The organism is Ignavibacteria bacterium, assembly GCA_036262055.1.
Lineage (GTDB): Bacteria > Bacteroidota > Ignavibacteria > Tepidaquicellales > Tepidaquicellaceae > DATAJP01.
In genome coordinates, this window is record DATAJP010000004.1 from 121,096 (window position 1) to 144,574 (window position 23,479).

Below are 23,479 nucleotides of genomic sequence, written 5' to 3' on the forward strand. Positions count from 1 at the left end.
CGATGTTATTATATTGATTGCCAGAATCCAACCTATAATGAAAAAAGCGATTAAAATAAGAACTTTTAACCGCTTATCAAAAATATTTGATAAAATATTTTTTATTTTAATTAATGTTTAATTGGTATATATACCACTTATTATTATTATATTTCAGTGAAATCGTGACTCCAAGCTCGACTGTTCCGCTTCCTTTGTTGTATTTATAAACACCTGTTGCATATGCAAAATTATTTTTTCTGTGTGAACGCTTATATTTGAATGAATAAATACGAAAAAAATTAAAAAAATCCGTAATAATGAGTTCTGCTTGCGATGAGCTATAGTATCCTTTATCCGATCCGATTACATTTAAATATACATCTTCATTGAAATAAATACTGATTAAGCTAACATTGTTATCAATAAGACCTTTACCTATGTCTTTGAAAGTCTGTTTGCACATACTGCTCTTAAGACGTTCATCCTTTAGCTTATCTTCATCGCCTTTTCTCCAATTTAATTCAGAAGCTGAAACGCTCTGATATAAAAAACAGACAATAATAAAACTTAAACTGTAAAAGAATCCCTTCAATACAAACCCTTTGTTTTTCAAAAAATTACTTAAATTATGATGAGAAATCAACTTTGTTATTTAGCTTTTATGAGCGAAAAACTTAAAAATTATCCTAAAAATTATCAGATGAGAACACTATTCTGAAATTTTCACCCTTTTTAAAATTATTTAATCTCCATGCAAAATCGAGCCGGAATAAGCCCAAAATGCCACCTACTCCAACACCCGCCTCCTGATATATACCGTCAGTTGCTGAAAATCCTTTATAAATGGAAAGGTCATAGTTTGACTTTCGGATTTCAGACTTTCCTGCATTATAAAAAGCGATAAAATTTAGATTATTTAATACCGGAACATTCCCCCAGAAAAATTTACCGAAATTATTTTCAAAATTAATGTAATATAATCTGTCCCCAAGAAATTCCTGATAGTCCATAGCTTTAAAATTAAGTGCCGCATTTATGCCGCCCGGGTTTGCATTAAAATATGCAAGACTTTGATATGGCACTGTTCCGCTCATGTGTGTAATTCCGGCTTTGTATGTCATATTTAAAAAATAAGTCAATTGATTCCTGCCCTGCAGAAGCAAAGAATACTTTCTGAAATCATAAGTGCTTTGAAGTTTCTTCGATGAGTTTTCATATGAAAATTGTAGTGTTGGGAAATCCGTCATCCTTATTCTCGACTCGTTGTCATCCCCCCAGTCAATATATTTATATTCATTCGGGTCTATTCTCAGTGAAAATCCTACTGCTCTTAAAAATGCATCATTAATAGGCGGGTTTGCTCTTGAAATTTCATCTCTCTTTCTGAAACTATAATCAGTATTTGTAAAAGCTGAAGTTTGCTTTTCCTGATGATAGCTTATACCCAATCTTAGTTGTGGAATTGTTGAGGCATTCAATGATACACGGTAGCCCGATGCATAATAATAATCATATTCATCTTTCTTATCAATTAAAGCCCTGAATGAGTTATAAAATCTTGCCATAGAGCCAACATTAAAATTCAAAGGTTCAAGCTCCCTGAATAAACTTATGTTAAGCACAAGTGATTTATCAGCAAGAAATCTGTTTGTGAAAGACAAACTGTATTTTGTTTTTTTATCCGATAAGCCATAACCAAATTCTCCATTTACAAATGTTCTGAATTTTTCCGAAGTATAATTCGCGTTTAATCCAAGATAAGTTCCTTCAACACGGTTAAAATGGAAGTAATTTATAGGAACGCTTGAAATATATTTTCCATATGTAAGCGAAAGCGGACTTATATTGATTTGCCCTGCTTTCATTCTTTCATTTCTTTCTATTTCCTTATATGCATAATTTTCTTCAGGTGTATTGGCAATTATCTGGTTTTCTCTCCAGTAAGCAGAATCTTTCTTAGCATCAGGAAGAACTTTAATGATATACTTATCAAAAGTTCCGGGAGGCGCAGGAACATTAATCGTATAATCCGTTACGACAGAAAATACTTCTGCTTTCAATTTCACAACACCTGCCAAAGAACCGTTTCCGTAAATCTGGTTATCTGTGGGAAGCCAGTAAACATTATTATTTGCATCTTTAAACTGTGAAAATTTTTGCTTAAAATTTATTGCATCAAAAAATCTGAGCTTGGCAGCATTGTTAACGTTCAAATCTATTTTCATTAAGGAAAAAATGCTGTCAGCTATGTATAATGTTCCGTAAAATTGCGGCACAACCTCGGAATTATTTTTCATTTCAATTTTAAAAATCGGGAGCGAATCCATAAATGTCGTTCCGAGCAATCTGTAGTCATAATTATCAAATGCATCATCGCTCAGAGGTCCCGGGACTTTCACCTGCTCTAAATCAATAGTATTCTCATAAAAATTTACTATGAACGGCAGTGCTACTCCCTGTCTTGTGTTCGCAGTTTCTTTTTTTGCCTTAATAACTTCTTTATATAAATCAGGTTTTTTAAAAAATCCTTCCGTTTCGGATTCAAGAATTGCGACAATGCCTAAACCGTTTTTGCTGGTGTCTTTATTTTGAATTAATGTATCTTTAACCGACATTTGGTTCGACCAAAGCACCAGCTTGGAATAAGCATTATAATTATATTCTTTCAGATTTTTATTAAATTGATTTTTATACCTGATTGCGTTTCGTATAATTTCATAGGCGGGGTCTTCACCGCTAACGACTATTTCTTCAGTTAAAATTTCAGATTGACGCAGATAAATGTCTCTCTCAGCATCACTTTCTTCAAGATTAACATAAATTGAATCCGTAAAATATCCTATGTGCGACACAAATATTTTATAATAACCCGGAGGCAAAACAAACTTGTATTTTCCTTCTTCATCTGAAGTAGTAACAAAATTAGATCCATCAACTTTGAGTGTAACAAAAGCTAAAGAAGCATTATAATTATTATCGAAGACTTTGCCTGTAAGCTGGTATGTTTGCGAAAAAACTAATTGCGGAATTAGAATTAAACAAAACAAGTAAAATTTTATCATCAGTCTTTTTGTAAAATTACAAGTTTTTTTTCAATTAAACCGTATTTTTCAGGAAAAGAAAAATCAATTATTTTATGTTGAACTTCAGGATATTTTTTTGAAAGCTCGTTCAGCTCTTCAGCTAAATCGCCACCTTTTAGACACAAAAATTTACCCGAAAGTTTCAAAAATTTGTGCGAAAATTTATATAAATTCGCCAGAGTTGTCACCGCTTTTGCAGTCACATAATCGAATTTTCCCTCGTACTTCAGAAAATCTGCAAAATCTTCAGCACGTCCTGTTATTGCATCAATTTTAGTCAAACTGAGACGATTTATCATGTCCCTCACAGCATTAATTTTCTTTGCAATGGAATCTATAAGCAATAAATCCAATTCAGGATATAATAGTTTCAAAGGAATTCCCGGTAGTCCCCCGCCTGTGCCGACATCGACAATTTTTTCATTACCTTTCAATGGATAATCTTTAAGAAAATAAATCGAACCGATAATGTATTTTTCAATAGATTCCGTTTTTCTGCTTACAAGATTTATTTTATCATTCCACTCAAAAACTAATTTTTCATATTGTTTGAATTGTCCGATTTTGTCATCAACATTATTAAATCCCAATTCATCATTTAAAAAAGAACGAAGAAGCTCCATTAACAAAAGTTAATTTTAAATAAAATTTGAATTTTGTATAATAATATAGTTTCAAGCTATATTATTTATTAATCTAATTAAATTCAAAATGCAGGATTATGTAATCAGAAATATGACACGTAAAGACCTTGACATTGCAATAGAATGGGCTGCTCAGGAAGGATGGAATCCCGGCTTGAAAGATGCTGATTGCTTTTATCAGACCGACCCGAATGGATTTTTTATCGGTGAACTTGACGGTGAGCCGATTTCAACGATTTCTGCTGTAAAATATGGAAATGAGTTCGGTTTTATTGGTTTTTATATTGTCAAAAACGAATTCAGAGGTCACGGTTATGGTCATAAAATCTGGCAGGTCGCTTCTGATTATCTGAAAGATATCTGCTCGGGGTTGGACGGTGTGGTTGCACAGCAAGCAAGCTATGAAAGCCATGGCTACGTAAAAGCATTTAACCAGTTTCGTTTCGAAGAACAAGATGTAAGAGGTGCACGCGAAAGCGAAATACTTGATATAAAAAATATTCCATTTGAAAAAATTTTTGAATACGATAATCACATTGTGAAATATAATCGTAAAACTTTTTTAAACTGCTGGTTGAACATGGAAGGAACTTATGCGTGCGGAATTATGCGCAAAGACAAAAATGATAAAGTCGTTGGTTACGGATTAATTCGCCACTGCCGCAACGGATTCAAAATCGGTCCGTTGTTTGCCGATGATTTCGTTATTGCAGAAAAAATTTATCTGGCACTCGCAGACTATGCGACGGGAAATACCGTTTATCTCGATGTTCCCGAAGCAAATAAAATGGGATTAGAGCTTGCAAAAAAATATGTCCGCAAATATGTCTTTGAAACAGCACGAATGTATAAGAATGGTTTTTTAAATCAGGAAACCGGCAAAATTTTCGGAGTAACTACGTTTGAGTTAGGGTGATACTGCTTTTTTACACTGATTATAAAATTGCAATTTTGTCATTCCCGCGTAGGCGGGAATCCAAAGAATAAAGATTCAAAAGATTTATTTTAGTCCATCAAGAATTTTTATGAGAAATAATACTTTCTCGTCTCGTTTGCATAATAACATTTTTATTTCTCATATCATCTTTGCCTAGATTCCCGCCTGCGCGGGAATGACAAACATTAGTAACTAAAACAAAAAAGCCCGTTTTGATTTCTCAAAACGGGCTTTAATTTTGTTAAATACCTTATAACCTTACACTGCCTTTACAATTCTCATTTTAAAGAATGACCTCCATACAAAGTATAGAGCTACAAGCAAGAATACCACTCCAACATAAGGAGCCGCCGCCTGGAAGTCAGGAACAATTGCAATTTCCATCGCAAGAAGTCCGAACAATGTCGTGAACTTAATAATCGGGTTCAACGCAACAGATGAAGTATCTTTGAACGGGTCACCGACTGTATCACCGATAACGGTAGCATCGTGTAATGGAGTTCCTTTTTCTCTCAAGTCAACTTCAACAACTTTCTTTGCATTATCCCATGCACCGCCTGCGTTTGCCATAAAGATTGCCTGAAACAAACCGAAGAATGCAATAGACAATAAGTAGCTTACGAAGAATGCAGGAGCAGCAGCATCAAATCCAGGAGAAGACATGAAAGCGAATGCAAGAGCAAAAGAGAAAACTGCTATGAAAATATTATACATACCTTTTTGCGCATACTCTGTACAAATCTGAACAACCTGTTTTGATTTCTCGGTTGAAGCGCTCAATGAAGCATTCTCATCGAGGTTAATATTCCTCTTGATATACTCAACTGCGCTGTATGCGCCTGTAGTTACTGCCTGTGTAGAAGCACCTGTGAACCAATAAATCACTGCGCCTCCGCAAAGGAATCCTAAAATGGAATATGGATTAAGTAAGTTTAATATAGATTCCGGCTGAACGCCAAGGACATTTTGAAGAACAAGAATCAATGAAAATATCATTGTTGTAGCGCCTACAACCGCAGTTCCGATAAGCACCGGTTTTGCAGTTGCCTTGAATGTATTCCCTGCGCCATCGTTTTCTTCGAGATAAAGCTTAGCCCTTTCCCAGTCAGGTTTGAAACCAAACTCATTCTGAATTTGTCTTTCGTTCTCTTCTTTGTTTTCTTCTATAAGTGAAAGCTCATAAATTGACTGAGCATTATCAGTTACAGGACCATAGCTATCGACAGCAATCGTTACAGGTCCCATTCCAAGCATACCAAATGCAACAAGACCGAATGAGAAGATTGCAGGATAAATCATAATTTCACTTCCCGCAATATTAATTCCGTTTGAAGCTACATAAGCAACGAACATCAGAACAAAAAACACCATTCCCTGCCAGAAAGCACTGAAATTACCTGCAACAAGACCTGAAAGAATGGTCAATGAAGCGCCGCCTTCTTTTGATGCTGTAACAACTTCATTAACGTGCTTTGATTTAGGTGATGTAAATATTTTTGTAAATTCGGGAATAAGCGCCGCGCCTAATGTTCCGCAGCTTATAATTACCGATAACGTTATCCACAAATCATTTGGCTGGTCGCCGATTAATAAATAACTTGCGATGAATGTAACTATTATTGAAAGGATAGACGTAATCCATACAAGTGAAGTCAACGGCTTTTCAAAATCAATAGTTTCTTTACCTGAAAATCTTGCATTTGAAATAACTTTATTTATGTAATAAGCACCGATGGAAGTTAAAATCATGAGGATACGCATAACAAAAATCCACACAAGCAACGTTGCCTGAAGTTCAACTCCTGCAACCGCAAGCACTATAAAGCTAATAAGAGCAACACCCGTTACACCGTAAGTTTCAAAACCGTCTGCAGTCGGACCAACGCTGTCACCTGCATTATCACCTGTACAGTCAGCGATAACACCAGGGTTTCTCGGGTCATCTTCTTTAATCTTGAAAACAACTTTCATAAGGTCAGAACCGATATCTGCAATCTTTGTGAAGATACCGCCCGCAATTCTGAGCGCTGATGCGCCAAGAGACTCACCGATTGCAAAACCTATGAAGCTTGCTCCTGCAAACTCACGAGGAACAAACAAGAAGATTATAATCATCATGATAAGCTCAACGCAAATCAAAAGAACTCCGATGCTCATACCTGCATTAAGCGGAATGTTCAGAAGCTTAATAGGATTTTTTTGAAGCGATGCAAATGCCATACGGCTGTTTGCAAGAGTGTTCATTCTGATTCCAAACCAGGCAACTCCGTAAGAACCGAGAATACCGATAACCGTCCACATCAGGATTAATGCAACACCGCCTACAGATTGTCCTGAAAGGTAACCGAAATAAAATCCGATACATATTCCGATGAAAACAAACAGGATTATAAGGAATTTACCCTGCTGAATAAGATAGGTTTTACAGGTTTCAAAAATTATCTGCGCAACGTCAAGCATTGATTTGTGCGCAGGAAGTTTTTTAACCTGAAAAAATTGGTAGAGACCAAAAAGTAAACCAAGAATACATATTACGATACCGTAATACAATAACTGGTTCTGGTCAGCAGTTAATTCCGGAATTACAAGGTCAGCTTCGCTGGCGAATGAAGCTGCCGGAATCAACAAGAAAAAAAGCAGTCCGAGTATTTTTTTCATTTTTTCTATTAATGTTAATAATTTTTCTTTGCTTCCTTCAAAATGAAGCAGAGAAAAATCATTTGATTAATCAATTAAAAAATTTTTATTAAATAAATTCATTGTTTTTAAAACACCGTCGTTGATAAACGAAAAGATACAATCTTTATATGTGGGAAGTAGTTTTTTTATGACTTCTATTTCTTCTTTTGAGAAGTTTTCAAGAACAAAATTTACAAAATCATCTTTCACCGGCGGTTTGTCTTCACCTATCCCAATCCTCATTCTTGGAATCTCATCTGTATTCAGGCGGTAAATTATGTCAGCCAGTCCATTCTGTCCACCGTCACTGCCGGATGGTCTTACTCTAATCGTGCCAAGAGGCAGTTGAAAATCATCAAGAACAATCAGAACATCTTCCGGTTTTATTTCAAACGCCTCCATGAACTCGCTAACAGGAATCCCGCTGTTATTCATGAATGACGTTGGCTTTAGTAAGTAAAAATTATTTCCTTCGGCAAAATAATACTCGCCTTTTCCCGGTTTGAAGCTTAAGTTTTCCACATCAGCAATATAATCAACCAATATAAACCCAATATTATGACGGTTGAGCGCGTATTTATTACCGGGATTTCCAAGACCGACTATCAGTTTCATTTATTCAAATCTTAAAGAACTTTGCACTAAAATATTGAACTAAATGAAATAAAATTATTCTTCTTTGTCTTTTTTGCCTTTTGCTACTACTTCAGGTTCTTTGGTTTCATCAGTTGCTAAACCTTCAGCAGGAGTTTCTTCCTTCTGAACTTGCGGTGGAACAACGCCAACAACAGAAGCATTTTCATCATTCAAGATTTTTATGTTCTCAAGCTTAATGTCGCCAACTTTAATCGATTCATTCATATGCAGTCCTTCTACATTCAATTCGATATTCGAAGGAATGTGTTTTGGCAAACACTGAATTTCCAATTTATGAATAAAATGTTGTAATAAACCGCCTTCGTCTCTTACACCGGTCGGAGTTCCGACAAGGTGAACGGGAATTTCAAGGTCGATTGTATTTTCATCGCTGAGCGCAATTAAATCAAAATGTATAGGTTTATATTTTACAGGGTCAAACTGAACATCTTTTATGATGCAGCTATATTTAGTGTTATCACCTTCGATTGCTAAATCTATTACGTGAGATTCAGATGTATAGATGAATGGCTTAAGGTCGAGTTCTTTTGCAGCGATATTGAGATTTTCTTTAACTCCATGACCATAAAAAACTCCCGGAATCATTCCTGATTTCTTGATATCCGTGATAAGTGATTGCTTGCCGGTTGTTCTTTTAACGGCTTTTAATGATGATTCTGACATAGGTTTGCCTTATTTTAAACAATCCTAAAAATATCGATTTTTATTATAATTTTCAATGGAATTTGAGGTTAAAAATCAGCAAAAATTCCTGAATGGCAACAAAATTTGGTAGTTTTGGAAATTAATCAACCCGGCGGGGTGGCGTTAACTTTTTTATTTTAAATGAACATAATCCGATGGATATGCCATAACAAAACTTAAAAATCTATCTTTTTTCACAAATTTGAGGGTTAATTATAATTTTATGCAGGAAGTCATTCCCGCGAAAGCGGGAATCCCAGTCCTTATACTTTTTTGCTTTTTTTACCTTCACCTCTCACTTCTCACCTTTTGCCTCTCACCTCTTACTTAAGAAGAAGCATCTTCTTTGAAATCATAACTGCATCTGTTCTCAATCTATAAAAATAAACTCCCGATGAAAGATTATTTGCATCAAACGGGACTTCATATTGCCCTGATGAAATTTCTTCTTTCAACAAAGTCGAAATCAATCTTCCGCTTACATCAAAAACTTCAAGAATCACAAAAGATTTTTTCGGAACATCAAATTTTATTTTCGTAATAGGATTAAAAGGGTTAGGATAGTTCTGATACAGAGAAAATTTATCTGGGACAATCTGTGAAATCGGATTTATGCCGACAGAGAACCCGCTTTCATAAATCGTTCTTATGGAATCAGCAAGCTGTTTTAATCTCGTTACAGAGTTCAGGTTCGAGCTTCCTCTCGCCGCAAACTGCACGGTAACAATCTCAACAGTATCATTCGGGTTCATATAAAAATTTTCTGAACCTGTATTCATAAGCATTCTTTTATCACCGCCATATATTGTATCAAAAATTGCAGGATTAACTCCTCCGCAATCAACGGTTATACCCTTTCCCATTGTCCACCCGGAGTTCATTTCGGGATCACCCGAAAACAAATATCTTATTGGTGTTAAAGGGTTTGAACGATGAAGCATCCATGGTGTATTATCTTTTTTATACCCTCTTATAAAATTATAAGTAGGAATTGGCTCACCATGAGATTCCAATACACAGAAAGGCATTCCCGAAGATGAGGATTTAAAAACCGTAGCATAAGAATTCATTCCAAAACTTTGAGGTGTTTTTAAAAACATATTTCCGAACGCAGGCGGATTAGCCCCATAATCCGGATCCTGATTATCAGCATTATATGCAAACCCTAAACTTCTTGTTGTATCACATCCTATATAATCATCAGTCGCATCACCAATATCAGGGTCAAAGAAATTTCCGAAGTGAACATTAGTCCACTGAACATTGCTTTTATTTATAAATCTATATTTAATAAATACAGCGTCTCTTAATTGAGGCAAATCATAAGTCCACAAAGTTAACCTCAAATCACAATAAAGCGGCTGTGTGCCGCCTCCAAAACCTTCCCCTACAGTATGCGATGTTGGGTCTGAATCCGAAAGCGCAATGAAAACCGTTTCAGCCGCCCCTTGAATTCCGGGTTTGTCAATACCCGGATTGAAGATTCCGTTATGATTCACATCCACAAACGGAGCTCCATAAGGCGTCATCAATCTCCAGTTGTCATAATCATAACTCGAACCTGCGACATCTAATTTTTTTACTTTGTAAAATTTAAATCTGTTATCAGTTGCAAAGCTTCCTGAAACTGTATAACCGGGTTTATACTCACCTTTGAATGATACACAAGCCATTCTCAACGCGCCAAGATACTTGGCAGCAATTGTAATCCCGCTTGTAAAGTTTAAATGATTTCCTGAGCCAACCGGCCATTCAAACCCCGGAGAATTCTGATATAAAGTATTTTGACCTATGACGCCTCTGTTCGAAATATAAACTCTAACATTATTTCCCGATATTGTTGACCAGGGCAGATACAGGGAATCTATCTGCCTTTGATATGCTTTGCCGTTATTTCCCGTTACTATCGACAAATTAGTATCTATGTTATAAATCGAATTTAGGTTTGTATTAAATCCCGTTGAGTCTCTCGTAAATGTTATTCCGAAATCAGTCGATTTTAAAATCACACCATTATCTCCCGCAATTTTTAAAAAGGATGAATTTAAAGTTCCGGCAATGCACTTCAAAGTAGTAGTAACAGGAGACGGAATGTTGCTCCATGTTTGCCCTCCGTCATAACTCCGCTTTATGATTCCGTGTTCACCAACCGTTATTCCGTTTGCAGTATCTTTGAAATGAACTGAATATAAATTGTGATTACTTCCCGTATAAATTTTTGTCCATGTTGAACCGGCATCTGTCGAACGGATTATGTTACCTCCGTTTGCCGCAATCCAGATATGATTTGTAAAGGAATTAGTACCTAACGAAGAAAATGAATTAAGATTTTCTGTTGTATTGCTGTTGATTTGCGACCAACTAACACCCTGATTTGAAGAACTTATTATCATTCCGTTATCACCAATAGCAATGAATTTAATTGAATTTGGAAGAGGATAAGAAGATGCAGCAATTTCAACTCCATTGAGATTTGAATTAAAACCATTTGTATAAATTCTTACCCAATTAGCTCCCCCACCTCTTAAAATTACTCCATTATTACCTGCTAGAAGAAGCCTTGTTCGATTTATCCAATTTAAATTTTCTGTTGTTCCAGAATTTACTTGATTCCATCCATTATAATCTTTGATAAATATTAATCCATTATCTCCTATAATAATGTTTTGATTCGCTCCATTCAAATTCACTGCCGTATTCAAATTTATCGGATAATAAGTATAAACCGTCTGTGACATTGCATTGGAAGATATAATAGCTAATATAAAAATTAATAACGTTTTCATTTTTGCCTTTTCCCTTTTCTCTTTTACCTTTTGCCTTTTGCCTTTTTTACTTTAACAAAAGCATTTTATTTGAATAAACAACATCACCTGTTCTCATTCGATAAACATAAATCCCTGAGGACAAGCCGCCTGCATCGAACTTAATTGTATATTGTCCTGAGTTAAGTTGTTCATTTACAAGTGCTGCAACAAGCTTTCCGCTTATGTCGAATACTTCAAGCTGGACATTTGATGTTTTTGGAATATCGAATTTAATGTTTGTCTCCGGGTTGAAAGGGTTTGGATAATTCTGATAAAGCTTATAATCTTTTATAATAATTTCATTGCTATGTGAAATTGAAACACTGCCTGCAACGAGATTGTAAAAGGTCTTTAAGCTTGCTGCGCGGTTTTTTAGTAGTGTTACAGAATTTAAGTTCGACGTTCCGCGTTCAACAAACTGCGCTACTGTATATTCAATTTTCTGGTTAGGCAATACATCCAATGAATCACTTCCCGTATTCATTATCATTTTTACGTCATATCCTGGAAGCGAATTATAAATAACCGGAGTACCTCCCTGACAATCAATTGTAATTCCTTTGTTGTACGTCCAGCCCGTTTGAGTTTCAGGGTCACCCGGAAACAAATAACGTGTCGGAGTTAATGGAGTAGAGTTGTGTTCCATCCATGGTGTTCCATCATTTTTAAATCCTCTCATATAATTATACGCCTGCGGTGATAAAACACTTTCAACCACACAAGGAGGCGCACCCCCTCCATTTCTGAACAAAGGCATGAAAGAAGTTAGTCCTAGCGTATCCTGAGCTCCGTTTCTCCATATAAACGGCGACCTTAATATTACAAATCCAAACGCAGGAGGATTAGCGCCATAATCAGCATCATGATTATCGGCATTGTATGCATATCCTAAATCAAGTTCAGGCGAACAACCAAGCATATCATCATCTGAATCCCCAATATCAGGGTCGGAGAATAATCCTAAATGAGTTTTCTTCCATGAGACATTATTTTTATTAGTAATGACATATTTTATGAACTGCGCATTATTTACCGTAGCATAATTATATCCCCATCCTGTTATTGCAACTTGTGATTTAAACAACGGTTTGGTTACTCCCCCGCCGAATCCTTCGCCGGTACTGTGTTGAGAAATGTTTGCATCTGTAAGACACATAAAAAAAGTTTGCTTTGCATCAGGCATTCCCGGAATGTCAATCCCGCATTCATATGTTCCGTTTTGATTTACATCTTTAAATGGCGCACCATATGGAACCATTAAACCCCAATTTGCATAATCAGGATTGTTTGAGCAGTTATCACCGGCTTTGACAGAATAAATTTTGAAAGTCGAATTTGTATAATAAACCCCATTAACCACCGTTCCCGGAGCATATTCTCCTCTGTATGAAGCGCATGTATATGCAAGAGAATCGTTTATCATCGCTGCCATTGTCAATCCTGTTGTGAAGCAAAGATGATTTCCCGAGCCAATTGGCCATTCACAACCCGGTTGATTTTGCAGTGCAGTATTTTGATTAAATATTCCGGTGTTCTGAAATACTGCGTTAAGATTATTTGCCTGCAGATTTACTCTTTGAACAACGACTATTTGTGCCGCTAAAGGAAAAGTAAAAATAAAATATGCGAGTATTAAAATTATTCTTTTCATAATTTTATCTTTTAAATTACTTCAACAAAAGCATTTTATTTGAATAAACAACCTCACCTGCTCTCATTCGGTATATATAAACCCCCGATGATAATTTTGAAGCGTCGAATGCAATGGTATATTGTCCTGAGTTAAGCTGTTCATTTACAAGCGTTGCAATAAGCTTTCCGCTTATGTCGAATACTTCGAGCTGGACTTGTGATGTTTTTGGAATGTCGAATTTAATTTTTGTCTCCGGGTTGAAAGGGTTTGGATAATTCTGATAAAGCTTATAATCTTTTATAATAATTTCATTGTTATGAGAAATTGAAGTGCTGTTTGCAATCGAGTTATAAAAATCTTTCAAGCTGTTCACTTTGTTTTTCAGAAGAGTAACAGAATTCAAATTCGAAGTTCCGCGTTCAACAAACTGCGCAATTGTATATTCAATTATTTGATTTGGAATAATCTCGAGCGAATCACTTCCCGTGTTCATAAGCATCATAACGCTTCCACAGCCGGCATGAGAAATGGTCGTCATCGTAGTATCGCCTCCGCAGTTAGGAATGTAACCGTAAGAAGCATTCCATCCTGTGTTTGTTTCAGGGTCGCCTGAATACCAGAATTTTGTTTTTCTCGTTCCTATTGTTATTAGCGGATTTAAAACCGGTGTTCCGTCTTTTTTAAAACCCTGCATGCATCTATAGGCAGCAAGCGGTTCTCCATTTGGCATATTCTGGCAGTCAGGTCCGCCCGAACCATTGCACCAAAGAAGATTGTAGGAAGTCATCCCAAGCGTGTCATTATATCCGTTTCTGAAAACATATGGCGACCTTAAAATGGCAAATCCAAATGCAGGAGGATTTACTCCATATTCAGGGTCATTATTGTCTTTGTTATAAGCAAAACTCAAATCGAGTTCCGGCGAACATCCTCCCCAGTCATCAGTTGCATCTCCAATGTCAGGGTCTGAATACAAACCCAGAAAAGTTTTCTTCCACGTACTGTTGCTTTTATTTGTGATTTCATATTTTATGAAATGCGCATTGTTGACAGATGGATAATCATAACCCCATGCAGTTATTGCAAGCTGTGATTTTAATAACGGCTTTAATACTCCACCGCCGAAACCTTCGCCTATGCTGTGTTGTGATTCATCACCGTCACATACAACAATAAATATGGTTTGTTTTGCATTTGGCATTCCGGGTATGTCAATTCCGCAGTCATATACACCGTTTTGATTTACATCTTTGAACGGAGCTCCGTAAGGAACCATCAATCCCCAGTTGGCATAATCCGGATTATTGGAACAATTATCTCCCACTTTAACAGAATAATATCTAAAAGACGGGTTAGTTGTATAAACTCCATTATTATAATATCCCGGCGACCATTCTCCTCTGTAACTTGCAGCTGTCATCGCAAACGAATCATTGACCATAGCAGCAATTGTTAATCCCGCAGTAAAGCATACATGATTTCCTGAACCAATAGGCCACTCACAACCCGCAGTATTTGGTGATAATCCTTGATTGAATATCCCGGTCAACCCGAATTCGGCTTTTAAGTTATTTGGCTGGAGCCATGTTCTTGGAATAACTTGTGCAAATAACGGAAAAGAGAGGGTTAAATATGCGAGTAAAAATATTATTCTTTTCATAGTTTTGGCTTTAACTGATTAAAACTATGAAGAATAATCTATTTTACAAAAGACAATTTTGTGTGTTTGTGAATTGGGAATGTTAAGAAGAAGGAGGTAACAAAAATGTAGAGACGCAAAATGTTGCGTCTCTACGAATAACGTTAAAAATTATATCCCGTCCGGACCGATTGTTGCTACTTCCGTATCGATCTGCTTAGGTTTTCTTTTAAATATTTTTGCAAACGTATCATCAACCGCTGCATAAATAGTCGGAATAATTACAAGAGTTAAGAATGTTGATACTACAAGACCGAAAATAATTGCAACACCCATCGGTCTCCAGAATGCGCTGTTCTCCCCGCCGATTACCCATGAAAATGTTCTCCAGTCGAAATCAACTCCCGTTGCAAGAGGAATAATACCAAGTATAGTGGCAGCAGCTGTCAAGAATATCGGACGCAACCTGATAACACCTGCCTGAACAAGAGATTCATCCCTGCTTAAACCGCGCTTCATAAGCTCATGCTGGAAGTCAAGAAGAACAATTGCATTTCTTACTACAATACCCGCAAGAGAAATTACACCGATACCTGTCATAACTATACCGAACGGAGTTTGTGTTAACATCAAACCAATCAATACACCGATCAATGAAAGCAAAATTGTGAACATAATTATCAATGGAGTTCTCACCGAGTTAAACTCAACAACCATAAGGAAGTAAACTAAAAGTATCGCAACCATAAAAGCTTTTCCTAAAAATGCAGACGACTCCTGCTGGTCTTCCTGTTGACCCGTATAACTGATTGTGTACCCGTCAGGAAGTTTGAAATCTTTTAATTTTGCCTGAATCTCCTGCATTACTTCATTAGCATTTCTGTTCTCATTGTTACCAGTAACTGTTACAACTCGTTTTAAATCTTTTCTGCTGATTGCACCGATACCGCCTGAGAATTCAACCCTTGCAACAGACGTGAGCGGAATTTTCACACCGTCTTTATTGCTAACGTAAAGATTTTTAATGTCCTCAGTATTGTTTTTCTGATCCTTTTCCAGTCTGACCGAAATATCATACTCATCATCACCGACTCTATATTTACTTGCTTCAGTTCCATAAACAGCAGTTCTGATTGTCATACCGATTGATGCAGTGCTTAACCCGTATAGCGCAGCTTTATCCCTGTCAACCATAACCTTTATTTCAGGAACAGCTTTATCAAAGTTACTTTTTAAATCTACTGCTCCCGGAATATCCCTGATTTCACGAATTACCTGGTCAGCTAAATCACCAAGCAGTTCAAAATCATCTCCCGCGATTTCAATGTTGATAGGAGGTCCTGTCGGAGGACCGCCTTGCTGTTCTTTTATTTCAAGTACTGCTCCCGGAATTCTGCCAACAGCCTCTCTGACTTCATCAATTGTTACAAATGAGCTCTGGCTTCTGTTTTGTTTATCATAAAAGTTAAGCGTGATGGTGCTTTTATTCGGAATACCGCTTCCGCTAAAATCCATCGGATTATTAGATGAGCCGACGTTTGCCACATAATACTCTATATCTTCAAACTGCGGAAGCTTAGTTTCAATCCCTTTAGTTACATCATTTGTGGTTTTGATGTCTGTTCCTGCAGGAAGCGAAATATTTATGTTTGCCTGTTTTGGTTCAACTGCCGGAAAAAACTCAACACCTGTATTGAAAGGACCGCCATACAGGAAGAACACAACTAATAATAACATTATTACACCACCAATGGAAGTTTTTCTATGGTGCAATGACCAGCGAACAACTTTTTCATATTTTTGAAGAGCTACACCGAAGAATCTTTCATCGAACCATTCAAGGAATTTCCCGACAGGTCGGAATTTTTTCTTTGCAGAACGTTCCTTGTCGCGTTTATAATTAATAAATATGGATGCCTGAATGGGGCTGATAACCATCGCAACAAAAAGTGATGATGCAAGACATACAATCAAAGTAATTGGCAAATATTTCATAAACTCACCGACAATTCCCGGGAAAAATAATAACGGGAAGAATGACGCCATAATCGTAAGCGTAGCAATAGTAACCGGAAAGACCACTTCTCGCGGAGCTTCTATTGCCGCATCATGAGGAGTATACCCTTCTTTTTCCTGCAAACGGTAAACATTCTCAATAACCACAATCGCATCATCCACAATTATACCAAGCACAAGCACAAGAGCAAACAACACAACGATGTTTAATGTGATACCCATCATGTTAAGAATACAAAACGAAATCAAAAATGAGAGAGGAATCGATGTTGCCGTCAAAAGTGCATTTTTCAATCCCATAAAGAAGAATAAAATTATACAAACAAGAATTACACCGGTAATGATGCCATTCTCAAGCTCATGCACGGTGTCTTTAATATGCTCGGATTCATCTCCTGTTATGCTTGCAGTTATTCCCTGCGGGATAATATTATTTTCATTTGTATTAAGAATTTCTTTCACTGCATCAGCAATCTGAATAATATTAGCACCGCTTCTTTTCTTTACAACTATGGTAACACTTTCTTTTCCGTTTTCGCGTGAGTAAGTTGTTCTCTCTTTTGAGCCGTAAACAACCTGCGCAACATCACGGACATATATCGGCATTCCTTCCTTTGATTTCACAACAAGGTCTGCAATTTTTGTCGGGTCTCTGTATTCACCCGGAGTTCTGATTAAGAAGCTTGATTGCCCGATTTCAACAGAACCGCCCGGAATATTTAAATTCTCAGCACTAATTACGTTCACCAAATCATTAAAACTAACATTATAATATTTCAATCTGTTAGCATCGGTATTAATCTGTACTTCCCTTTCAAGACCACCGACTACTTCTGCGCTAAGCACACCATTTATTTGCTCGATATTATCCTGAAGCTTATCACCGACTTCTTTCAGCTTAATCAAACCGACATTACCCGTAAGGTTAACATACATCATAGGAAGCTCCGAGAAATTAATCTCCATTATGCTCGGCTCTTCGATGTCTTTAGGCATTTCGGATTTTGCAATTGAAACCTTATCGCGAACTTTTTGTATCGCATCATCAATTAAAACATCGGGATTGAACTCAACCGAAATAGATGAAAAGCTTTCTCTCGACACAGATGTGATTTTTTTCACACCGCTGATTGACTTAATCTCTTTTTCTATTTTATCCGTAACAAGATTTTCAATATCCTGCGGCGACACACCCGGATAAACCGTTGTTACAAAAACAAATGGAATTTTGATGGACGGTGCCGATTCTCTTGGTAAATCTGCATAAGAAAATATACCAATTATCACAATCAGGATTGTGAGGATGTAAACCGTTGTTTTATTTTCCTGTAACAGCTTGAAGAATTTCATAAACTCTTTCTTTTATTTTTTATTAGAACAGAACGAGATTCCCATTTTCCACGGGAATGACTTCCGTTAATTAATTTTACTGCGCAACATCAACCGTATCATTATCAGCTAAATATTGAAATCCTACATTAACTAATCTGTCTCCTGCATTTAAACCGCTTTCTATGTATGCCATGTTATTGTTCGTAGCGCCGACTTTCAGAACTCTTTTCTTTGCAACATTGCCTTCAACAACAAACACAAACTTTTCGTCACCATTATCAACAATCAAATCCTGTTCAAGAACGATTGCATTAGGAACTTTCAAAAGAGTAAAAGCAAGATTTGCAGACATTTCAGGTTTTAATCTTCCCTGTGGATTCTGTATCGTTACCTCAACTTCATAAGTTCTGTTAAGCTGGTTAAGAACCGGAGATACAAAATTTATGATTCCGCTGAATTCTTCATTTGGAAATACGTCAAAAGTTATTTTTACCGACTCACCTTTTGTAATATTACCCAAATATCTTTCAGGAATTCCTGCTGTAACTTTTACTCTTGATATGTCTACAATATTCAAAATCGGTGCGCCGGGCGCAGTCATTTCACCAATGTTCATATATTTTGCATCAACAACACCGCTTATCGGTGAAGTAACATATGACTTTGATAATCTTACATTGAATACATTTAGAGTTCTCTCAGCAATATCAAGCTGAAGCTTTGCATCCGTATATTGCGACTCGGTAGCAATCTTGTCATTATATAACCGCTCGATTCTCTCGAATGTTGACTTTGCAAGCTCATACTGTGCTTTTGACTGCTCGTAAGAAGCAACATCAGTATCCTTGTTTAAACGGACGACAACCTGTCCTCTTCCGACCCTGCTTCCTTTATCAACTCCAAGGTAAGTAATTACACCTCCCTCTTCAGAAGACAGCTTTGCAGAAGTAAACGGCTTCACAACACCGACAACTGAATATTTTTCTTCAAAGTATTGCGTCTCAAGAGTTTTGACTTTAACCAGAGTCAATTTTTTTTCAGGCTTTACTTCAGAATTGCTGTTTCCTCCGCAGGAATATAATCCTAAAGAAAAAACTGCCAATGTTAAGATTAAAATATGCTTTCTCATATTATTGTTTGTAAAAGATAAAATTTTATTATTTTTCATACTACTTTTCATTTTACTTCTCATGTTATTTCTCAAGCAGTGCCTCCAAATCCGCTCTTGCAACAAGATAATCATATATTGCGCTTAAATATGCCAGGTTTGATTGACTATAAATTAAGTTTGCATCGAGAACATCAATCTGTGTAATCACACCGTTTCTGTAGCTTATGTTTGCAAGCTCAAGTCCTCGGGCTGCTTCACCAACGGTTGCATACTGCGACCTGATTCTATTCCTTGCATCTTCAAGGCGCACAATCACGTTCTCTGTTTGCAATCGGAGATTTCTCTTCAAATCATTTATCTGAATCTCATTCTTTTTGATTTCTACTTCTGCCTGTTGAACCTTATAAGAATTTCTGAACAGATTCAAATCCCAGCTTAAGCTCAACCCTGCAGCAATGGAATTATTAAATTTATATTCACTTATTGATTTATCATCGTTTTCATTTGCTTCAAGATTATAATTTCCGAAAACTGAAAGCTTCGGCAGATAATTTGCCTCATTTACATTTACAAGCTCTTCATTTATTTTTTTACTTATCTGAAGCTGACGGACTAAAACGTTTCTTTCACTTATGGTATTAATTAATGTCTGAGTTGTTCCATATACTTCCGTGCTGTCATATACAAGTGCGCCGGCAACGTCAATCTGTTGTTCTGATGGAATGCCCATTATGTTAGACAGATTATTTTTTGCGAGGACAAGATTTTTTTCTGACTGCGAAACATTCGGTCTGACATTTTCTACTCTTACCTTCGCCCTGAGATAATCAAACTCCGTTGTTACACCATTTCTATATCTGGCTTCAACCACTGAGAAGTTTTCCAATGCATTTGCAAGAATTTCATTGTTCAAAACCAATACCTGTTTTGCAAGCATCACAGAATAAAAAGCTTGCTTTACATTTCTTTTAACTTCAATTTCGCTTTGATTGAGGAATTCACCCTGCAAATTTGTATAATATTCTGCTATCCTTATTCCTGAAAACACGGGAGTTCCTAAAATAGGAAGTGATTCCTGAAATTGAAGCGCAGTTGTGAGTGAATTATCCGTTCCGACTTCAAAGCTCTCGCCAAAGATAATGAATTTTGGTTTTTTGAACGCTCTTGTATATCTTGATGTCAGCGTCAGATTCGGAACAAGGTTTTCACTGTAAACCTCACTCACTTTATACTCTGCCTGTTGGACATTAAGCTTTGAAAGTTTTATGGAAAGATTATTTTCTTTTGCAATTGAAACCGCCTCATAAATATCAAGAACTCTGACGTTTTGCGCCTGCAAAAATTCCCCTGAGCTTAATGACATACCCAAGACAAGAAATAATGCAATTAATAGTCTTTTCATTTTAATTGTTTTGTAAAACTTTTTTGGATTTATTTTTAAATCGTTTTTTTCCTTCTGATGTAAGAAAGCCAGTGAATATAATGTCAACGACATATTCAAACGCTTCTTTCATTGTAAAACCGTTGTTAATTAAAAAATCAGGTGAACATACTCTCTGCATTGCAGAGCTGAAAATTTCTATCACCATATTATTGGGGTAATCTTCTGATATAAGTTTTTCTTTCTTCCCCTGATTTAAAAGTTTGCTGAAAACCCTGAAGGAAGTTTCTTTTCCGAATTCTTCAAATCTCTTATTAAGATGAGGAGCATGAGTTTTAACATCTTTTATGTATGACGCAGCGCAATTTTTTGTAAAGTTTGCATGAAGGTCGCCTATTTTTTCAAACTTTACTATGCAGTCATCGTCGGAATTAATTATCTCATCTATATATTTTTTCATCGTCTCGATGCGCAGTGTGCAAACATCATTTATTAAAGTGTCTTTAGAATCAAAATATTTATAAATGGTTTTTTTGCTCACGCCGAGTTCCTGAGCAATTTCATCCATTGAAGTTTTATAAAATCCTTCATTCACGAATTTGTTATGACAAAATACCAATATCTTATTCCTGTCAGTATTTTCTAAATATGAAAAAAAGTCCATTGTGCTGATTATTAAGGCTTAAAATGTAATGATTAATTAAATAAAATTGGAAACTATGATAGTGTATTCGGTTTCCGTTTCAAAAAGTTTCACATATTTTCAAAGTATTTTTAGGAAAAGGAAACTAAAAAAACTATTATAGTTTCCAATTTAATAATAATAGATTTTAATATCAAGGTACCAAATGTTAAGATTTCATTACTTTTTCATTATGAAGAATGAAAACTTACTATAAAATTACTTTGAAAATAAATTTTAATTCCCCAAAATTATGAAAATCCAAAAATCATGAAAAAATTTATACTTCCTTATATTATATTATTATTAAATATCAATTTAATGCAAGCTCAGACAAATCTGAAAGCAGGGTTTATATACCTTAACAAGCTTACACCATTTAATACATGGACATATGAACACGAACTTTCTCGTATTGCACTGCTCGAATCAGGGCTCGTTAATGATGCGCTTTATGTCGAAGTTATGGAAACTGCCGACAGCGTAACAGTAATAAATTCAATAGATAGTTTACTGAAACAGGGATGTAATTTGATTTTTACAACCAGTTTTAATTTTATGGGACCGACTTATGCGATGGCTCTTGCAAATCCTGATAAATATTTTATGAACTGCTCGGGATATATGACTGCTCCGAATATGGGAACATACATGGGTAGAATGTATGAGTCCGAATATCTTCTTGGTATGATGTCAGCAATGGTTTCTAAAAACGGAAAGATTGGTTATGTTTCACCTGTAAAAATTCCCGAAGTGTATCGCGGTTTGAACGCCTTCACAATCGGAGCGCAAAAAGTAAAACCGGATATTCAGGTTATCACAAAATTTGTCGGCAGCTGGAATAATTCCGATGCCGAAAGAAAAACAACTCTTGAGATAATCACAAACGGAGCTGATGTTATTGCGCATCAGATGGATAGCCCCGTTCCCTGTCAGGTTGGTGCTGAAATGAACATTCCTGTTTTCGGATACAATTCAGATTCTAAAGAGTTTGCTCCGGACAATATTGTATCAAGTGCAATTTGGAATTGGGATGTATTTACAATTTATGCCGCCAACCAAATACTAAAGGGGAATTCTATTAATCAGCAGCTTTTCTGGGGATTTGATAAAGGAGGAGTTGATGTAACAAAAGTTTATAATTATGCAGACAGAATCGATTGGGATTTTATAGCAATGCAGAAATCTTTAATTGATGAACAACCCTATAAGTTATTTTACGGAGAAATATATGATTCAAACGGAAATCTTGTCAACCAGGCAGGACACTCTTTAAACGACACTCAGCTATTAAATATGAATTATTTTGTAAAAGGAATAACCGAACTGACGGATTAATTAGATGTCGCAATAAAGTGAACCATCATATAGGTATTTTGGCTCATATGATATGAAACAAAAAAGCCGCAAAAAGCGGCTTTTTTGTTGTACCGGAGGAGGGACTTGAACCCCCGACCTACGGATTATGATTCCGACGCTCTAACCAGCTGAGCTACTCCGGCAGAAATGATTAACCTAATGAAAAAACAATAATAATAAACTTAAATCTTTATCAATCTTGAACAAATTATTTTAATTAAGTTTTAATTTTATTAATTCTTATAATATACAGATTATGAAAATTAGAATAAATCTATTAATTTCTTTTCTTTCTATTTCTTGTTCCGCTTTTAAATAAAGTGCCAAGTTTAAATTTGATTCTCTTACAACATCTAAATTTTTTACTTTTTTTATGGCACTCGTATTCATAAGCTCTTTTTTTATACTGAACGGAGTTTTTATTTAAAAACTTTTCGACAATCCTGCAGTTACAATAAATTCATCTTTGTTTCCGTATCTGAATAACTCTTCTCTGTAAAAACTTTGTTCGGCGGTCAGGAAAAAATCACCTAAAAGCCACACTGGTACACCTGAAGTAAATGACAGAGTCATTTTTTTGTTTCTTCCTGTTTCTTTTGTGAAATTGAATCCAAGAGAATTTGTCCAGATATCAAACAAGGTATAGCTCGCCGATAAATCAAAACCTGTTATGTTTGATTTATCATTTGCGGCATTTTTTGCGTTATATGAGACGGAAGCTGAAAGCGACAATCCCGGAATTTTCTTAAAGAAAATATCTTCCCTTATGGTGAAATCGACCAAAGAATAATGAGTTGAGTCCATCGGTCTGTTGTCTTTGCTGTTTGTAGAAGTTACCATAAGCATCGTATTG

16 protein-coding genes and 1 tRNA gene are annotated in these 23,479 nt (G+C 36.0%); 2 read left to right on the plus strand and 15 right to left on the minus strand.

Features of this window, described 5'->3' with window-relative positions:
• Positions 1 to 106: 106 nt before the first annotated feature.
• From VHP32_12825 to rsmG, 3 genes are all read right to left on the minus strand, one after another.
• On the minus strand, positions 107 to 574 hold the full coding sequence (locus VHP32_12825; protein ID HEX2788772.1) for a DUF4783 domain-containing protein: 468 nt from the start codon (positions 572 to 574) through the stop codon (positions 107 to 109).
• 94 nt (positions 575 to 668) lie between these two features.
• On the minus strand, positions 669 to 3,044 hold the full coding sequence (locus VHP32_12830) for a DUF5686 family protein (GenBank protein HEX2788773.1): 2,376 nt from the start codon (positions 3,042 to 3,044) through the stop codon (positions 669 to 671).
• Positions 3,044 to 3,688, minus strand: a complete 645-nt coding sequence (gene rsmG, locus VHP32_12835) for a 16S rRNA (guanine(527)-N(7))-methyltransferase RsmG (GenBank protein HEX2788774.1) — start codon at positions 3,686 to 3,688, stop codon at positions 3,044 to 3,046. Before rsmG ends, VHP32_12830 begins: the two co-directional genes overlap by 1 nt.
• A 112-nt stretch (positions 3,689 to 3,800) precedes the next feature.
• Between rsmG and VHP32_12840 the strand changes: the two genes are divergently transcribed.
• Complete coding sequence (locus VHP32_12840) at positions 3,801 to 4,625, plus strand: GNAT family N-acetyltransferase (GenBank protein ID HEX2788775.1); 825 nt, start codon at positions 3,801 to 3,803, stop codon at positions 4,623 to 4,625.
• A gap of 279 nt (positions 4,626 to 4,904) precedes the next feature.
• Here VHP32_12840 and VHP32_12845 read toward each other — a convergent pair whose 3' ends face one another.
• The 10 genes from VHP32_12845 to VHP32_12890 all read right to left on the minus strand — a co-directional run bounded on the left by VHP32_12845 (position 4,905) and on the right by VHP32_12890 (position 21,249).
• Positions 4,905 to 7,304, minus strand: coding sequence for a sodium-translocating pyrophosphatase (locus VHP32_12845; protein HEX2788776.1), 2,400 nt, complete (start codon positions 7,302 to 7,304; stop codon positions 4,905 to 4,907).
• A gap of 66 nt (positions 7,305 to 7,370) precedes the next feature.
• A complete protein-coding gene (gene pth / locus VHP32_12850) occupies positions 7,371 to 7,940 on the minus strand; it encodes an aminoacyl-tRNA hydrolase (protein HEX2788777.1) in 570 nt (189 codons plus the stop codon).
• 54 nt (positions 7,941 to 7,994) lie between these two features.
• Positions 7,995 to 8,645: a 50S ribosomal protein L25 gene (locus VHP32_12855; GenBank protein HEX2788778.1), complete on the minus strand. Its 651-nt coding sequence runs from the start codon at positions 8,643 to 8,645 to the stop codon at positions 7,995 to 7,997.
• 344 nt (positions 8,646 to 8,989) lie between these two features.
• Positions 8,990 to 11,452 (minus strand): T9SS type A sorting domain-containing protein, encoded by a 2,463-nt coding sequence (locus VHP32_12860; GenBank protein HEX2788779.1) that lies wholly within the window; start codon positions 11,450 to 11,452, stop codon positions 8,990 to 8,992.
• A gap of 46 nt (positions 11,453 to 11,498) precedes the next feature.
• The gene (locus VHP32_12865) at positions 11,499 to 13,124 is read right to left on the minus strand and encodes a T9SS type A sorting domain-containing protein (GenBank protein HEX2788780.1); all 1,626 of its coding nucleotides are present in this window, start codon (positions 13,122 to 13,124) and stop codon (positions 11,499 to 11,501) included.
• A gap of 16 nt (positions 13,125 to 13,140) precedes the next feature.
• Positions 13,141 to 14,766, minus strand: a complete 1,626-nt coding sequence (locus VHP32_12870) for a T9SS type A sorting domain-containing protein (GenBank protein ID HEX2788781.1) — start codon at positions 14,764 to 14,766, stop codon at positions 13,141 to 13,143.
• A 150-nt stretch (positions 14,767 to 14,916) separates the two neighbouring features.
• Positions 14,917 to 18,111: an efflux RND transporter permease subunit gene (locus VHP32_12875; protein HEX2788782.1), complete on the minus strand. Its 3,195-nt coding sequence runs from the start codon at positions 18,109 to 18,111 to the stop codon at positions 14,917 to 14,919.
• 76 nt (positions 18,112 to 18,187) lie between these two features.
• Positions 18,188 to 19,261 (minus strand): efflux RND transporter periplasmic adaptor subunit, encoded by a 1,074-nt coding sequence (locus tag VHP32_12880; protein HEX2788783.1) that lies wholly within the window; start codon positions 19,259 to 19,261, stop codon positions 18,188 to 18,190.
• Between the two features lie 25 nt (positions 19,262 to 19,286).
• Positions 19,287 to 20,606: a TolC family protein gene (locus VHP32_12885; GenBank protein ID HEX2788784.1), complete on the minus strand. Its 1,320-nt coding sequence runs from the start codon at positions 20,604 to 20,606 to the stop codon at positions 19,287 to 19,289.
• Between the two features lies 1 nt (position 20,607).
• A complete protein-coding gene (locus VHP32_12890; GenBank protein ID HEX2788785.1) occupies positions 20,608 to 21,249 on the minus strand; it encodes a TetR/AcrR family transcriptional regulator in 642 nt (213 codons plus the stop codon).
• Between the two features lie 288 nt (positions 21,250 to 21,537).
• Here VHP32_12890 and VHP32_12895 point away from each other — a divergent pair, with 288 nt between their 5' ends.
• Positions 21,538 to 22,605, plus strand: a complete 1,068-nt coding sequence (locus VHP32_12895) for a BMP family ABC transporter substrate-binding protein (GenBank protein ID HEX2788786.1) — start codon at positions 21,538 to 21,540, stop codon at positions 22,603 to 22,605.
• A gap of 90 nt (positions 22,606 to 22,695) precedes the next feature.
• Here the strand turns inward: VHP32_12895 and VHP32_12900 are convergent.
• Both VHP32_12900 and VHP32_12905 read right to left on the minus strand, forming a co-directional pair.
• Positions 22,696 to 22,769, minus strand: a tRNA-Met gene (locus VHP32_12900).
• 280 nt (positions 22,770 to 23,049) lie between these two features.
• Positions 23,050 to 23,479 (minus strand): hypothetical protein (locus VHP32_12905; protein HEX2788787.1); only part of this gene is annotated, 430 nt, incomplete at its 5' end.

What these genes read in the sequence shown, in the direction of transcription:
- VHP32_12830 (HEX2788773.1), bottom strand. Translation starts at nt 3,044, where the DNA reads ATGATAAAATTTTACTTGTTTTGTTTAATTCTAATTCCGCAATTAGTT.
- rsmG (HEX2788774.1), bottom strand. Translation starts at nt 3,688, where the DNA reads ATGGAGCTTCTTCGTTCTTTTTTAAATGATGAATTGGGATTTAATAAT.
- VHP32_12840 (HEX2788775.1), top strand. Translation starts at nt 3,801, where the DNA reads ATGACACGTAAAGACCTTGACATTGCAATAGAATGGGCTGCTCAGGAA.
- VHP32_12845 (HEX2788776.1), bottom strand. Translation starts at nt 7,304, where the DNA reads ATGAAAAAAATACTCGGACTGCTTTTTTTCTTGTTGATTCCGGCAGCT.
- pth (HEX2788777.1), bottom strand. Translation starts at nt 7,940, where the DNA reads ATGAAACTGATAGTCGGTCTTGGAAATCCCGGTAATAAATACGCGCTC.
- VHP32_12855 (HEX2788778.1), bottom strand. Translation starts at nt 8,645, where the DNA reads ATGTCAGAATCATCATTAAAAGCCGTTAAAAGAACAACCGGCAAGCAA.
- VHP32_12860 (HEX2788779.1), bottom strand. Translation starts at nt 11,452, where the DNA reads ATGAAAACGTTATTAATTTTTATATTAGCTATTATATCTTCCAATGCA.
- VHP32_12865 (HEX2788780.1), bottom strand. Translation starts at nt 13,124, where the DNA reads ATGAAAAGAATAATTTTAATACTCGCATATTTTATTTTTACTTTTCCT.
- VHP32_12870 (HEX2788781.1), bottom strand. Translation starts at nt 14,766, where the DNA reads ATGAAAAGAATAATATTTTTACTCGCATATTTAACCCTCTCTTTTCCG.
- VHP32_12875 (HEX2788782.1), bottom strand. Translation starts at nt 18,111, where the DNA reads ATGAAATTCTTCAAGCTGTTACAGGAAAATAAAACAACGGTTTACATC.
- VHP32_12880 (HEX2788783.1), bottom strand. Translation starts at nt 19,261, where the DNA reads ATGAAAAATAATAAAATTTTATCTTTTACAAACAATAATATGAGAAAG.
- VHP32_12885 (HEX2788784.1), bottom strand. Translation starts at nt 20,606, where the DNA reads ATGAAAAGACTATTAATTGCATTATTTCTTGTCTTGGGTATGTCATTA.
- VHP32_12890 (HEX2788785.1), bottom strand. Translation starts at nt 21,249, where the DNA reads ATGGACTTTTTTTCATATTTAGAAAATACTGACAGGAATAAGATATTG.
- VHP32_12895 (HEX2788786.1), top strand. Translation starts at nt 21,538, where the DNA reads ATGAAAAAATTTATACTTCCTTATATTATATTATTATTAAATATCAAT.